The following is a 14,073-nucleotide window of genomic DNA, read 5'->3' as shown; positions in this document are numbered from 1 at the left end:
CCCGCCTAGCCCGATGCCAAGCCGGTGCCTTTCCCCAACAGGCTCCCATGCATCCAGTCTCGCCAACGCCCCTGCACGATCCACACGCGCCGAGCACGCCCGCTGCGCCGCGGCGTCCGCTGCCGCCCTGGCTGGGCGTGCTGTCGCGGACCTTGGCGGCGATCTTCGGTGGCTATGCGCTGGCCGCGGCGACCTCCGCGCTGCTGCCGCTGCTGTGGCCGTCGCTGCGCGCGCAGGCGGTGCTGAGCGGCATGATGCTGGGCATCCTGGCCTGCGCCTGCACTGCGTTGTGGGCCTTCGCCACGCGTAGCGCGGCGCGCGCCTGGCTCGGCATCGTCGCGCTGCTGGCGCCGATGGCCCTGGCCATCGCCTGGCTGCAGCAGCACGCGCCATGAAGCAGGGCTTCCGCCAATCGATGGCCTGGCTGCATACCTGGACCGGCCTGCTGGTCGGCTGGGTGCTGCTGCTGATCTTCATGGCCGGCACCGCCAGCTATTTCCGCAACGAGATCAGTCGCTGGATGCGCCCGGAGCTGCCGCGCGCGCCGCTGGGCACGGACACCGTCGCCGCGCGCGCGGTCGCGCTGCTGGAGCGCGATGCGCCGCAGTCGCCGCAGTGGACGGTGTCGCTGCCGGGCGCGCGCTCGCCGTTCACCCAGCTGTTCTGGCGCAATCCGCCGCCGGCCGACGGCAGCCCCCAGAGCCGCAAGCAGATGTTCGGCGACGCGCTGCTGGACCCGCTCAGCGGCGAGGCCAGCACGGCGCGCGACACCCGCGGCGGCGATTTCTTCTATCGCCTGCACTTCGACCTGCACTACATCCCGGTCATGTGGGCGCGCTACATCGTCGGCTTCTGCGCGATGTTCATGCTGGTGGCGATCATCAGCGGGGTCATCACCCACAAGAAGATCTTCAAGGACTTCTTCACCTTCCGCCCGGCCAAGGGCCAGCGCTCGTGGCTGGACTTCCACAACGTCAGCGCGGTGCTGGCCCTGCCCTACCACGCCATGATCACCTACACCGGGCTGGTCACGCTGATGCTGATGTACCTGCCGTGGGGCATCAAGCTCGCCTATCCGGATGCCGAGGCGGCGTTCTATGCCGAAGCGTTCCAGCAGCCGGAAAACACCCGCGAAGCCAGCGGCCAGCCGGGCCGGCGCCTGCCGATCGCGCGCCTGCTGGACGTGGCGCGCGCCGAATGGGGTGCGCAGGCGCCGATCGCCGGATTTTCGCTGTACAACCCGGGCGACGCCGCGGCGGTGATCGAGATCCGCCAGGGCGAGGGCCAGCGCCTGGCCTACGACCCGCCGTCGCTGCTGCTGGACGCCGGCAGCGGGCAGGTCCTGGCGCGCAGCGGCAACCCCGGCGCGGCCGCGCAGACCCGCAGCACGCTGTACGGCCTGCACCTGGCGCACTTCGCCGGCGATGGACTGCGCTGGCTGTTCTTCGGCTCCGGCCTGCTCGGCTGCCTGATGGTGGCCAGCGGAGTGATCCTGTGGGCGGTCAAGGAGCGGCCCAAGCATGCCAAGGCCGGCCGGATCGGCTTCGGCCTGCGCCTGGTCGATGCGCTGAACATCGGCACGGTGGCCGGATTGCCGATCGCCTTCGCCGCCTATTTCTGGGGCAACCGGCTGATCCCGGTGCACGTGGCCGAGCGCCCGGACCAGGAAGCGGCCGCGTTCTTCCTGGCCTGGGCGGCGGCGCTGCTGGCCGCCTTCGTCTGGCCCAGGCGCGTGATGTGGGCCTGGCAGCTGTACCTGGGCGCCGCACTGTTCGCGCTGCTGCCGGTGCTCAATGCGTTGACCAGCGAGGCGCATCTGGGCAACAGCATCCCGGCCGGCGATTGGGCGTTGGCCGGGGTGGACCTGGTCTGCTTCGGGCTGGGCTGTGCGCTGGCGCTGGCCGCGCGGCGCATGCAGCGCTGGCAGCCGTCGCTGTCGGCGGCCGAACGCCGCGCCCGCGAACGCGCGGCGGCGGCGCAGCCCGTCTCGGACACGGGGCTGGAGGTGCAATGAGCCTGCTCGGGCTGGGCCTGGCCTTCTCCGGCTTCGTCGCGCTGTGCCTGGCGATGGAGAAGCACCAGATGGAGTTGTACGCCGCGCGCCGCGCCGCGCCGGCGCGGATGCGCCAGCTGCGCATCGGCGGCTGGCTGCTGCTGTGCGCGGCGTTCGCCTGTTGCGTGAGCGCGCTGGGCTGGAGCATCGGCCCGGTGCTGTGGCTGGGCACGCTCAGTGCCAGCGCCGCGCTGCTGACCTACGGCCTGCTGCCGTACCGGCCGCGCGTCATCGTGCCGCTGGCGCTGGCGGCGCCGCCCTTGGGTCTGGCCGCCGCCCTGCTGTCCTGAGGCCTGGGAGCGCCGCGGCGGCGAGGATCAGCTGGCCGCGCTGGCCGCCGGCGGGCGCAATTCCATGGCCACGCGGGCGCCGGCGAACACCAGCAGCAATCCCGCTGCCAGGGTGATCGCCAGGTAGATCGGCACCATGCCGCCACGCCCGCCGCGCAGGAACACCAGGCTCTCCATCATCAGCGAGGAAAACGTGGTCAGCCCGCCGATCAGGCCCACGATCAGCAGCGCCCGCCAATACGGCGCGCTGGCGCCCCTGCCTTCGATCCAGACCATCAGGAAACCGCCGACGAAGGCGCCGACCAGATTCACCGTCAGCGTGCCCCACGGGAAACCGGCACCGTAGCGCTGCAGCAAGGCGCTGCCGACGGCGAAGCGCAAGCCGGAGCCGACCGCGCCGCCGGCCATCGCCAGCAGCAACTGCTGCCACCACAGGGCGAAGTTCATGCGCGGCTCCGGGACGCGGCGGTGCGGCGGGGTGGAAAAACGAAAACGAGGTGCGGCATCGTGGTCTCCAGATCGGGCGATGCCGGGGCGCAGGCCTGCCGCCCCGGCGGGGGTTGGGCAGGCATCATCAGCGCGCAGGGACTGCGGGCGGTTCGAGGAGGAATGCCATCTCCTTGATGCCGATTATGAGCGCGTTGGCTTGGCCTTGTCAGCCCGCGCCTGCGCGCGCGCGGCGCGCAGCCGGTCGAGCTTGTCCTTGAGCTTGATCTCCAGGCCGCGCTCCACCGGCCGGTAGTACACGCGCTCGCCCATCGCATCCGGAAACCCGGTCTGGTCCAGGGCGATGCCGCCCTCGGCGTCGTGGTCGTACTGGTAGTGCGCGCCATAGCCGAGGGTCTTCATCAGCTTGGTCGGCGCGTTGCGCAGATGCAGCGGCACGTCCTGGGTGCCGCTCTCGCGCACTTCGGCCTTGGCCTGGTTGAAGGCGGCGTAGCCGGCGTTGGACTTGGCGGTGCTGGCCAGGTACAGCACCAGTTGCGCGAAGGCCAGTTCGCCCTCCGGGCTGCCCAGCCGCTCGTAGATGTCCCAGGCTTCCAGCGCCATCTGCTGCGCGCGCGGATCGGCCAGGCCGATGTCCTCGATCGCCATGCGGGTCAGGCGCCGCGCCAGGTAGGACGGATCGCAGCCGCCGTCGAGCATGCGCGTCAGCCAGTACAGCGCCGCATCCGGATTGGAGCTGCGCACCGACTTGTGCAGCGCCGAGATCTGGTCGTAGAACTGCTCGCCGCCCTTGTCGAAGCGGCGGGTGCGCTCGGCCAGCACCTGCAGCAGGGTCTGCGGAGTGATCTCGCCGGCCTCGCCCTGGGCCAGCTCCGCGGCGATCTCCAGCAGGGTCAGCGCACGCCGCACGTCGCCGTCGGCTGCGCTGGCGATCTCCAGCAGCGCCGCGTCCGACACCTGGATTGCCTCGCCGCCGAGGCCGCGCTCGCTGTCGTGCAGCGCCCGCTGCAAGGCCTCGACGATGTCCTGCGGCGACACCGATTCCAGCACGTGCACGCGGCAGCGCGACAACAGCGCCGAGTTCAGCTCGAACGAGGGGTTCTCGGTGGTGGCGCCAACGAACAGGATGGTGCCGCGCTCGATGTGCGGCAGGAACGCGTCCTGCTGCGCCTTGTTGAAGCGGTGCACCTCGTCGACGAACAGCACCGTGCGGCGTCCGTCGGCGAAGCGCTGCGCGGCCTCGGCCAGCACCAGCCGCACTTCCGGCAGGCCGGACAGCACTGCCGAGATCGCCTTGAACTCGGCCTCGGCGTAGTGCGCCAGCAGCAGCGCCAGGGTGGTCTTGCCGCAGCCCGGCGGCCCCCACAGGATCATCGAATGCACGCGCCCGGACTCGACCGCGCGGCGCAGCGCGCTGGCCGGCGCCAGCAGGCGCTTCTGCCCGACCATCTCGTCGAGCGTGCGCGGGCGCATGCGCTCGGCCAGCGGCCGCATCGCATCGCGATCGACGCTCAACAGGTCGGGGGTATCGGCGAGGAGTCTGCGCTTGGCCACCTGCCTATTCTATCGCCGGCGTGCGTGCGAGGTGCGGCGCTCACTCCGATCGGCGCGGACGCTCGTGAGCGGTTCGCGCAGCGGCCAACCGCGCTGCCGCAGCGCCGGCGGACGTTCCGTTTTCAACACGCCACTTCGCCGGCCGGCGTTCGCGATCGACCGGGGCATGGGACCTTCTCAGTCCACGCGGGCGGAAGCCCGGAGGCCACGGCTCGCCACATCGATCGAATGCGAAGGCGCTACTCCCCAGGGCAGATCGAACGTGAAATTCCATTGCGCGAATCATTCCTATGCCTATTTTTCCACTGCGGCCATATGGTTTTTCCGCCTGCCTACCGGGCATGGCCGAAACCGTCTCGCATCCATCCGCGCCCTCGGCACGGCGGCAGACGCACAACAAGCTGGCAACTCCCGATCCAGCCGCGTTCGAAGCCGACCTGATCGCGGCGCAAGACGCTCCCCTGACCTGGTCGGCCGCACTGTTGGAAAAGGCGGCGCAGAACAAGGCGGTTCCATTCACGCCGGTAGGCGCGGACAAGCGGCGGTCGTTGACCCTCCCCTGGCGCAAGGCAGGGGCGATCCTGGGACTGGACAGCGGAACGCCGCTGCCGCATCGCGAACTGCTTCGCTATGCGTCCTCCGCCGGCTCTGCCAACAACGCGGACCGCGCCGCCGCCGTGCGCCAGCCCGACGCTACCGCGCAACAGCCCGCTGCCGCGCCGGATCTGAATGCAGCGTTGCTGTCCCGCCTGGAGCACGCCAATGGACGCCTCGCGACCGGCATTGCCCGGCGCCATACCGACGAACTGAAATACGCGCATACACAGACGTTGCAGGCGGCGCGCGAGCGGTTGGCGTTGCTGGCGCGCCGAGCCGGCAACCTTGGCGACCGCATCGCCCAGCTCAGCCAGCAGCGTGCCGAATTGGTCCGGCAGATGCAGCGATGCGATGCGCAAGCGGACGCGGTTTCCGCCGCGCTGCTGGAACTGGAGCCGAACCTCGCGGCCGCGCGCGACGCACTGGCAGCCGCGAACAGTCGCGGCCAGCCGCTGCGATCCGCGGCGCCGGCCGGATCGCCGGCGGCGGCAGCGAATGCGGATACCGGCATCGCCCAGGCGCGTGCGGCGCTCGCCCGGCTCGAAGACGAACTCGGCCGCGCGCGAAGCAATGGCAACGCACTTGCCAAGGCCGTCTTCTTCGGCCGCGGTAGCGCGCAGGCCGAGGCGCTGGCGCAAAAGCTCACGGATGCCAATGCCGAGCTGGAAGCGCTGCAACGCGCGCATGCGCAGGCACAGGCGCATCTGCACGCCCTGCAACGCTGCCCGCCAGGCGCGCCCGGCGCTGCAACCGTCTCTGCGTCGGCATCGGCTGTGTTCGGCCCGCCAGGCGCGCAGACGGAAACCCTGCGCACCCGGCTGTTGCAGCACGAACGCATGCAGACCCTGCAACGCGGCCACGGCGAGCGTTGCCAGCGGCAGAAGCGGCGGCTGCAGGACGAATTGCAGCGCGTGGACGCGCAATTGGACCAAGCGCGGCAGTCGTCGAAGGTCAATACGAGCGAACTTTGGCAGCAGGACCGGACCGTGCATGCGCTCGAGGAAGCGCAAGGCCGGATGCAACAGGCCGTGGTCCAGGTGGATCAGGACCTGTCCAGTACCGAAGCGCAGCACGATGCGATGCAGGCCGCATTCGCCAACATCCCCGCCGATGCCACCGAACGCCTGCTCGATGCCCTGCCAGGCTTCCGTGCCGAGACGCGGTGCGCGGCCGGCGAACAGACCTTGCGCACCTGGGCCGCCGCTGTGCAGGCGCGTGCCGATGCGTTCGGCAGCGAAGCGTTGTCGCCGGTCGACGCAATCGGGATCGGCTTGCAGGCGCTGTCGATCGCCGCCAAGGGCGACGTCGCGCAGGCCGCGCAGGCCCTGCGCGAGCTGCGCGCGATCGGTTTGCGCGAACTGGTGCCGGCGCCAGCGGCCGATACGCCGCCGGCGTTGAGCGCGGTCGCCGCCGCCTGCGTCGGATTGCTGGCCGGCGTGCCGCGCGGCATGCAGGTGCTGTCGCAGATGCTGGGGGCCGCGCCAACGCCGCCGTCCAAGGAACAGCTGGAGGCCGCGCAGATCTATCTGCGCGCCGACCAGCTGCGTGCGAATACGGCAGCAGCGCAGGGCGCCCAACGCGCCTGGCTGGGCGCGGCCCAGGCCGGGGCGCAGCATGCCCTGCATGGCGCATCGCCGACGCACGGCTTGCAGGCAGCCACGCAGATGCAACGCAGCGCTTTCCACGCATTGCGCAACGGCTATGAGAGCGCTGCCGCCGGATCGCCCTATGCGCAAGTCAACGCCTGCCTGCAGATGTTCGCGCAATGGGCACGTGCCGGCAGCGCGACCGCACACCGAAGCCAACTCAACCCGTTGCATGCGCTGGAACTGGGAACGCGGGTGGCCGCCGCCGAAGCGCTGCCCACCGCATCGCGGCGCGCCGGCGAGGAACTGCGCAAGGCCGCGGCGCACCTGACCGGCTGGCTGAGCGCGCGACGCCATGCCCAGCGTGCGGCCGGGCAGAGGCCGGCAGCGCAGGAGCTGGCCATGCAGGCGCTTGCGGAATATGTGCGCTGGAGTCCGTCCGAACAGGACCTGACGCAGCTCGCATTCACCCCCAGACTGCTGCGCGAAATCGAGCGGCGCGGCCTGGACCTGCAGCGCCGCGCCGCGCGTTCCTCGCCCACGGACCCGGCTGGACCCGCGGCATCGTGCCATCCCGCGGTCGAGGCCGCCTGGACCGCATTGCGCGCCGGCGGCATGCGGCTGCCGGAAACGATGCGCCTGCTCCAGCGCGGCCTGCTCGACTGCCGCGAGCAGGCCGCCACAAGCGCCGGCGAGGACGCGATGGAATCCGCCGAACGCCACCGTTTCCATCAGGTTGTCGCCAGCGCCAGCCGCCTGCTGCACGATGGCGACAGCTCCCGCGTCCGATCGCCTGGCGCCTTGTTCGATTCCCTGCGCGACCTGCTGGGAAATCTGGCATGGCGCGACAAGCTGCGCATCACCGAACAACGCGTGCTCGGCCTCAACGCATCGCCGCTGTCCGCCGCGCTGGCGGTGATCCCCGCCGGGCTTGGCCTGAAGCTGGTGCTGGGCGGACAAGCGAGCGCAGAGGCTTCGGTAGAAATCTACATGGGGCGCACCGGCCTGTCGCTGCAGATCGGGCGACAGGCGTCGCGCCAGGTGCAGGCCGGGGCGGGAATCAGCGCCGGTTTGCTGCTGCCGGGCACCGAAGCCGCGCCGGTGGGCCTCGGCGCAGCGGCCGAATGGCGCTTGAAGATGGAGTCGAGTATCGAGAATGGCGTGCAGATCCGCGTGCCACGGCGCGGCAAAGGCCAGGAACTGGAGCAGCGCGCGCAATTCCTGGCCATGTTCGAGCATCTGCTGCGCCTGGCCGGCGAGGCCGGCAGCGACGGCGCGCCGCTTGCGCAACGCGACCTGCTGGGAGAATTGCTGGCGCAGCATCCCACCATCACCGTCGGTGTGATCGCCGGTGCCCAGCGGCAGTCGTCGAGCACCGAATCCAGCATCGCCGCCACCGCCGGCGTGCGCGTGGGGGAGATGGACGGTAGACCGCGGCGCGCGACGCTCGGCGCGTCGCTGGGAGTCAAGGCGCGCCGCGAAACCGCCAGCTCGCAGACGCCGATCGCCGGCTACATGAAAATGCTGCTGAAGGATTCGACGGCGCAGTCCAGGGTCGACATGGGCGCGCGCGCTTCGGCCAGCGTGGTGGCCCGGCAGTGGCATCGCCCCGGCGCTGCGGATGGCCTGCCCACGCCGGTCGCGCGGCTGTCGACGGGCACGCTCGAGGCCGGTTTCAGCAAGGAACTGCATTCGGCCGGCAGCACCACGTTTTCCACGCTGTGGATGTTCAACAACGAAATCGATCCGGTACGCACGGACAGCGGTTTCGAGTTCCAGAGCTTCGCCCAGTTCGAACGCGACGTGCGGCGCAACTGGGCGCTATGGACCAATTACGGCATCGCCAAGCTGCAGGGCAAGGTCGACGAACAGCGCCTTTACCTGGTGGCCGAGCGCCAGCTCGAAGACTTCATGGACAGAGTTCGCGTGCATATGAGCGACAACCGCTTCGCCTCGCTGATCGTGGACTGGGCGCTGCAGGCCGAGGCCGCACCGCGCCTGGATGCGCTGCGCGCGCAGAGCCAGCTGTTGCGGATGGCCGGGCGCGAGGCGGAGGCGGCGCAGGCCGACCGCGCCTTCGACGCGCTGCTGAGCCAGCCGGCGGTGTGGGAACCCACCATGCTGATCCTGCGCGAGAAGGGCAAGCGCCAGCGCGAGCGCGGCATCGACTTCTTCGTCAAACGGCAGACCAACCAGTTGGCCGAGGCGATGCGCACGGTCGGCCAATGGACGCCTTACGAACCGGTCCCGTAAAACCGCCGACACGCCGCCGCGCAGACCTGCCCCCGCTTGAGCCTGCCCCGATCGGGCAGGCCCGGCCGGCGCCTCAGCGGTCGCCGACCACGTCCACGTCCTTGTCCGGCACGTAGCGGAAGGTGCCCGCGGCGAAGGCCGGGTTGCGCTTCCAGCCGCTGAAGCTGATCTCGGTGCGCTGGCCGACCGCATCGATCACGTCCATCCGCGCCAGGCCGCCGCCATCGAAACCGAGCTTGGCGATCTGGAAGCTGGCCTCGGTGTCCACCTTCGGCGTCATCGACAGCCACTGCAGGCCATCGCGCGCCACCGCTTCCTCGCTGACGTCGTACTGGCGGTCCAGCTTGCCCGGGTCGATCAGCGCGGTCAGCGGGCTGTTCTGTTCCTCGGCGCCCTGGGTGCGCACCGTGGCCTGTTTCAGGTCCGGATCGTAGATCCAGACCTTGCCGCCGTCGGCGACGATCAGCTGCGTGTAGGGCGTACGGTATTCCCAGCGGAACAGGCGCGGCGCCGACAGCGCGACGCGGCCGCTGGCGGTTTCCTTCAGCGCGCCCTTGCCGTCGTAGACCTTCTGCGCGAACAGGCCGTCCAGGCCCTTGAGCCCGCGGGTGAAGGTGTTCAAGTCGTCGCGCGCGCCGGCGAAGGCGCTGCCGGCCAGCAAGGCGGTGGCAAGGACGGTAGAGCGAAGTATGCGAAGCATGCGCAGGGAGTTCCGGATGGCGTGTGGAAAGTGTGCCGCGAACGAGCTGAATAGGCGATCAGACGCGGCGCGCTCAGTGCTCGGTCTGCATGCGGCCGAGGTCGCCGTACAGGATCTGCCCGCGGAAGCCGCGCCGCACCTGCTGGTACAGCTCGCGGAACGCGGCGTAGTCCTGCGGCTGGCACAGCGCCTCCGGGCCATGCACCGCGCGCCGGTGCAGCGTATGCGTGGCGACCACGGTCTGCCCGTCGCGCACCCAGGTCGCGGCGTAGTCGCCGGCGGCGTTGCGGAAACGGCTGTCGGCGGGGATCGCGATGATCGGCACGCTGTCCGGGAAGGTCAGCCGGTAGCTCTCGCGGCGCGCGTTGTCGTTGCAGTAGAACGGGGTCAGGTTGCGCTCGGCCGAGGTGGTCGCATACACCCCGCGCACCGAATCGGCGCCGGGCATCTGCGGCAGGGTCATGCCGCCGACCACGCCGAAGTCGACGTAGTCGCTGGCGCGGAACCGATAGGCGTAGCCGAACGGCCGGCTCAGGTCCTGCGGCGCGCCCTGCAGCTCCAGCTCGCCGCTGCCGTCGAAGCCGGACGCGGCCAGGATCGATTCCTCGATGCGGGTGCGGTTCTGCGTATTGAGCTGCACGAACATGGTGCGCAGGCCGATCTCGCCGATCTGGCCGCTGTCCAGCCTGGTCGTGCCGCGCAGGCTGCCGTCGGCGGCGAAGCGGTAGTCGGCCTCGGCCTGGTACAGGTTCACCCGCGCGTCGTTGGGCGGGGTCCGCGCCACGGCGCCGTCCACGGTGTGCAGCACCGGCACGCCGAGATCGCCGGCCGGCAGCTGGCCGAAGCGCGCATAGGGATTGGTCGAGTCCACGTACAGCTTGAACTCGGGCAGATAGGTGATGGCGTGGTTGAAGCGGCCGAGCACCGGCACCTCGGGCAGGGTCGGCCCGCCTTCGGCGCCGATCAGCACCGGCGTGCTGGCGATGCCCTTGGCCGCCAGTAGCGCCTCCAGCACCACGCTGTGGTCCTTGCAGTCGCCGTAGTGGTTGTCGAGGATGCTGTCGGCGCTGTTCGGCTCCAGCCCGCCGTTGCCCAGGTACACCGCCACGTAGCGGATGTTGCGCGCCACCCACTCGTACAGCGCCGCGGCCTGCGCGCGGCGCCCGCCGATGCCGGCGGTGATCTGCTCGGCGCGCGCGCGCACCTTCGGCGTGACCTGCGCGGCGACGCCGCTGCTGCGCTGGTAGGCCTGGCCCATCTGCGACCAGCGGCGGAAGCTGCTGGCCATGATGGTGGGGCTGAATTCCCAGGTCGCCGCCGCCCAGTTCTGGCTCTTCATCGGCTCGCGGCGCTGGTAGCGCCATTCCCAGCGCGCCTGATCGCCGTCGATCTTCGGCTTGTTGCCACCGTCCACGCCGCGCGTGTACAGGTGCATCGGCATGCGCCGCGGCGCGACCAGGGTCACCGTGGCGTCGTCGTACTGGGAGAACACGCTGAAGGTCTCCCACAGGCTGAAGTAGCCGGGGAAGTACGGCACGGTCTGGGTGCGGCGCACCCGGTACACCAGCCGCGTGCCCGGCATCAGATTGGGGAACACCACCACCTTGACCTTGCGGTCGGCGTACATCGCCGCCGAGGCGCTGGAATAGCTTTCCTGGGTGTAGATCTTGTCGGCCGGCACGTCGTGGCGCAGCCCGTCCGGGGTGATCGCGTAGGCGGCCAGCACCTCCAGCGTCTCCAGCTTCTCGCTGTAGCTCAGCCGCACCTGGCTGAACTTGTCCACGCCGGCCTTGGTCCTCAGCAGTAGTTCGTACTCGTCGGTCTCCACGCTGCTGGCGTCGTCGCGCACCTCGTAGTCGGCGCGGTAGCGCACGTAGCTGTAGTTGTTGGCGACCTCGGGCGTGGCCGCGGTCGGGCGGGCCGCCGCGGCGGCTGGCGGCTGCGCGGCGGCAGCGGACCCGGCCATGGCCAGGACGGCGCACAGCAGCAGGCGCAGGGTGCAGGCGGTTCGGGGCGTCGGCGACGGCAGCGAGCGGGAACGGCCGCCAGCATCGCATGCCCCGCTGCGCAGGACGCGCGCGATGGCCGGGAACCGGGATGCGGGCCGCGTCGCGCGCCTCACTTCGGCGGCGGCGGCGCCAGCACGCTGCGGTCGCCGTTGTGCTCGGGCGGGCTGACCACGCCGGCCGCCTCCATCGCTTCGATCAGCCGCGCGGCGCGGTTGTAGCCGATCTTCAGCCGCCGCTGCACGCCGGAGATCGACGCGCGGCGGGTCTCGGTGACGATGCGCAAGGCCTCGTCATACAACGGATCGGATTCGTCCCCGCCGCCGCCGCCGCTCTCCGGCAGGCCGGTGGCGCCGACCACGGTGCCGTCGCCCATGGTCTGCACTTCGTCGAGCACGCCCTCGATGTAGTCGGCCTGGCCGCTGGCCTTCAAGTGCTCGACCACGCGGTGCACTTCCTCGTCGCTGACGAAGGCGCCGTGCACGCGGTCGGGCATCGCCGTGCCCGGCGGCAGGTACAGCATGTCGCCGTGGCCGAGCAGGGTTTCGGCACCGGACTGGTCGAGGATGGTGCGCGAGTCGATCTTGGAACTGACCTGGAACGCGATGCGGGTCGGGATGTTGGCCTTGATCAGGCCGGTGATCACGTCCACCGACGGGCGCTGGGTGGCCAGGATCAGGTGGATGCCGGCCGCACGCGCCTTCTGCGCCAGGCGCGCGATCAGTTCTTCGACCTTCTTGCCGACGATCATCATCATGTCGGCGAATTCGTCGATGAAGATGACGATGAACGGCAGCGTGTCCAGCGGCCGCGGCGCCTCGGCCAGGTCCGCTGCATTTGGATTGAATGCCGGCTTGAACAACGGGTCCATCATCGGCTGCCCGGCGTCCTGCGCGTCCTTGACCTTCTTGTTGAAGCCGGCCAGGTTGCGCACCCCGACCGTGCTCATCAGCTTGTAGCGGCGTTCCATCTCCGCCACGCACCAGCGCAGGCCGTTGGCGGCCTCCTTCATGTCGGTGACCACCGGCGCCAGCAGGTGCGGAATGCCCTGGTAGACGCTCAGTTCGAGCATCTTCGGGTCGATCATCAGCATCCGCAGTTCCTTGGCCGAGGCCTTGTACAGCAGGCTCAGCACCATCGCGTTGACCGCCACCGACTTGCCCGAGCCGGTGGTGCCGGCGACCAGCAGGTGCGGCATGCGCGCCAGGTCGGCCACGGTCGGGCGGCCGGCGATGTCCTTGCCCAGCGCCAGGGTCAGCGGGCTGGGCGACTTGTCGTATTCCTTGGAGCGCAGCAGCTCGCTGAGGTAGATCATCTCGCGGCTGACGTTGGGGATCTCCAGGCCGACCACCGACTTGCCCGGGATCACGTCGACCACGCGCACCGACTTCACCGACAGCCCGCGCGCGATGTCCTTGTCCAGCGAGCTGATCTGGCTGACCTTGATGCCCGGCGCCGGCTCGATCTCGAAGCGGGTGATGACCGGCCCCGGATACGCGCCGACCACCTGCGCCTCGATGCGGAAGTCCTTGAGCTTGAACTCGATCTGCCGCGACAGGGTCTCCAGGGTTTCCTCGGAGTAGCCCTTGACCTGCGGCTTGGGATCGTCGAGCAGGGCCAGCGGCGGCACCCCGGACTGGTCGCCGCCGGCGCCGTGGAACAACGGGATCTGCTGCTCGCGCTTGGCCCGCTCGCTCTTCTCCACCACCGGCGCCGGCGGCGGCTCGATCCTGACCGGCTCGCGCCTGGCGCGCTGCACCGCATCGACCTTGCGCACTTCCTCGCGTTCTTCGCGCAGGGCGCGGGTCTGCTGCCATTCGTTGGCCTGCTGGCTGCCGCGCCGCGCCAGCGTCGGCAGGGTCATCACCGCCCGGCCGATGCGCTCCATCAGCGCGAACCACGACAAGCCGGTGGCCAGGGTGATCGACACCAGCAGCAGCACCAGCACGAACAGGTTGGCGCCCAGCGCGCCGAAGCCGGCGCTCAGCGAGCTGCCGACCAGCTTGCCGAGGATGCCGCCGGCGCCGGCCACGTCGCCGCCGAACAGGCGCAGGTGCAGCAGCCCGGTGCCGGCGATCAGGAAACCGACGATGCCGACCAGGCGCAGCGCCGGGCCCAGGTCGGCCGCGCCGTCGCCATCGCTGTCCATGCCGAACAGCGCGATCCAGGACACCGCGCCGATCACCAGCGGCAGCAGGAACGCCACGTAGCCGAACAGCTGCAGCAGCACGTCGGCGATCCAGGCGCCGAACTTGCCGCCCATGTTGTGCACCGGCGCGATCACGCTGCCGGTATGCGACCAGCCCGGATCGGTTGCCGAATAGGTGGCCAGGCTGGCCAGCAGATACAGCAATAGCGGCGCGATCGCGATCAGCGCCAGGTCGCGCCACAGCTTCTGCCGGCGCGGATTGGCCGCGGCGGCCTGCTTGCGTGCGGCCGCATTGGCGCCCTGGGATTTGCCGCGTTCCGGAACCTGCTTCGCCACGCTATGACCAGACCTTAGAAATACACCGTTAGTGATTGATAATAAACGAATCGGCCTGGCATTTCAGTAGTCGGCGCCGGATCGACAGGCGACGCCCGAATC

At 70.1% G+C, this 14,073-nt stretch carries 9 protein-coding genes and 1 riboswitch; of the genes, 4 read left to right on the top strand and 5 right to left on the bottom strand.

Features of this window, described 5'->3' with window-relative positions; genetic code table 11:
• Positions 1-47 precede the first annotated feature (47 nt).
• From FZ025_RS19480 to FZ025_RS19470, 3 genes are read left to right on the top strand one after another with little or no spacing between them, the layout of a single operon-like run.
• Entirely contained in the window at positions 48-395 is a 348-nt protein-coding gene (locus FZ025_RS19480; protein WP_104558562.1) for a DUF3649 domain-containing protein, read from the top strand.
• On the top strand, positions 392-2,014 hold the full coding sequence (locus FZ025_RS19475) for a PepSY-associated TM helix domain-containing protein (protein WP_046981988.1): 1,623 nt from the start codon (positions 392-394) through the stop codon (positions 2,012-2,014). The genes FZ025_RS19480 and FZ025_RS19475 overlap by 4 nt, the downstream gene beginning before the upstream one ends.
• Positions 2,011-2,343 (top strand): DUF3325 domain-containing protein, encoded by a 333-nt coding sequence (locus FZ025_RS19470; protein ID WP_104558563.1) that lies wholly within the window; start codon positions 2,011-2,013, stop codon positions 2,341-2,343. Before FZ025_RS19475 ends, FZ025_RS19470 begins: the two co-directional genes overlap by 4 nt.
• A 27-nt stretch (positions 2,344-2,370) precedes the next feature.
• Here the strand turns inward: FZ025_RS19470 and crcB are convergent, their stop codons facing one another.
• Together crcB and FZ025_RS19460 are read right to left on the bottom strand one after the other, a co-directional pair.
• Entirely contained in the window at positions 2,371-2,790 is a 420-nt protein-coding gene (gene crcB / locus FZ025_RS19465; RefSeq protein WP_104558564.1) for a fluoride efflux transporter CrcB, read from the bottom strand.
• 111 nt (positions 2,791-2,901) lie between these two features.
• A riboswitch (Fluoride riboswitch) is annotated at positions 2,902-2,972 on the bottom strand.
• Position 2,973: 1 nt separating this feature from the next.
• Positions 2,974-4,284: a replication-associated recombination protein A gene (locus FZ025_RS19460; protein ID WP_244292549.1), complete on the bottom strand. Its 1,311-nt coding sequence runs from the start codon at positions 4,282-4,284 to the stop codon at positions 2,974-2,976.
• 350 nt (positions 4,285-4,634) lie between these two features.
• Here FZ025_RS19460 and xopZ point away from each other — a divergent pair, with 350 nt between their 5' ends.
• On the top strand, positions 4,635-8,780 hold the full coding sequence (gene xopZ / locus FZ025_RS19450; protein ID WP_208803694.1) for a XopZ family type III secretion system effector: 4,146 nt from the start codon (positions 4,635-4,637) through the stop codon (positions 8,778-8,780).
• A gap of 73 nt (positions 8,781-8,853) precedes the next feature.
• On the opposite strand, the gene lolA is transcribed toward xopZ, so the two are convergent.
• The 3 genes from lolA to FZ025_RS19435 all read right to left on the bottom strand — a co-directional run bounded on the left by lolA (position 8,854) and on the right by FZ025_RS19435 (position 13,971).
• Positions 8,854-9,480, bottom strand: coding sequence for an outer membrane lipoprotein periplasmic chaperone LolA (lolA, locus tag FZ025_RS19445; protein ID WP_046980194.1), 627 nt, complete (start codon positions 9,478-9,480; stop codon positions 8,854-8,856).
• Between the two features lie 73 nt (positions 9,481-9,553).
• Positions 9,554-11,446 carry a DUF3857 domain-containing transglutaminase family protein gene (locus FZ025_RS19440; RefSeq protein WP_208803693.1) on the bottom strand — a complete coding sequence of 631 codons (1,893 nt, stop codon included), beginning with the start codon at positions 11,444-11,446 and terminating at the stop codon, positions 9,554-9,556.
• Positions 11,447-11,598: 152 nt separating this feature from the next.
• On the bottom strand, positions 11,599-13,971 hold the full coding sequence (locus FZ025_RS19435; RefSeq protein ID WP_104558565.1) for a DNA translocase FtsK: 2,373 nt from the start codon (positions 13,969-13,971) through the stop codon (positions 11,599-11,601).
• Positions 13,972-14,073 lie beyond the last annotated feature (102 nt).

The sequence above is a fragment of the Xanthomonas hyacinthi genome (genome assembly GCF_009769165.1).
Lineage (GTDB): Bacteria > Pseudomonadota > Gammaproteobacteria > Xanthomonadales > Xanthomonadaceae > Xanthomonas_A > Xanthomonas_A hyacinthi.
Note: the sequence above shows the minus strand (reverse complement) of the source record. Positions and strands in the feature narration are given on the sequence as shown.

Bases quoted from the DNA above. Each gene is read 5' to 3' on its own strand.
- FZ025_RS19440 (WP_208803693.1), bottom strand. From the start codon at position 11,446: ATGGCCGGGTCCGCTGCCGCCGCGCAGCCGCCAGCCGCCGCGGCGGCC.
- FZ025_RS19470 (WP_104558563.1), top strand. From the start codon at position 2,011: ATGAGCCTGCTCGGGCTGGGCCTGGCCTTCTCCGGCTTCGTCGCGCTG.
- lolA (WP_046980194.1), bottom strand. From the start codon at position 9,480: ATGCTTCGCATACTTCGCTCTACCGTCCTTGCCACCGCCTTGCTGGCC.
- FZ025_RS19475 (WP_046981988.1), top strand. From the start codon at position 392: ATGAAGCAGGGCTTCCGCCAATCGATGGCCTGGCTGCATACCTGGACC.
- crcB (WP_104558564.1), bottom strand. From the start codon at position 2,790: ATGAACTTCGCCCTGTGGTGGCAGCAGTTGCTGCTGGCGATGGCCGGC.
- FZ025_RS19480 (WP_104558562.1), top strand. From the start codon at position 48: ATGCATCCAGTCTCGCCAACGCCCCTGCACGATCCACACGCGCCGAGC.
- FZ025_RS19460 (WP_244292549.1), bottom strand. From the start codon at position 4,284: ATGCGGCCGCTGGCCGAGCGCATGCGCCCGCGCACGCTCGACGAGATG.
- xopZ (WP_208803694.1), top strand. From the start codon at position 4,635: ATGCCTATTTTTCCACTGCGGCCATATGGTTTTTCCGCCTGCCTACCG.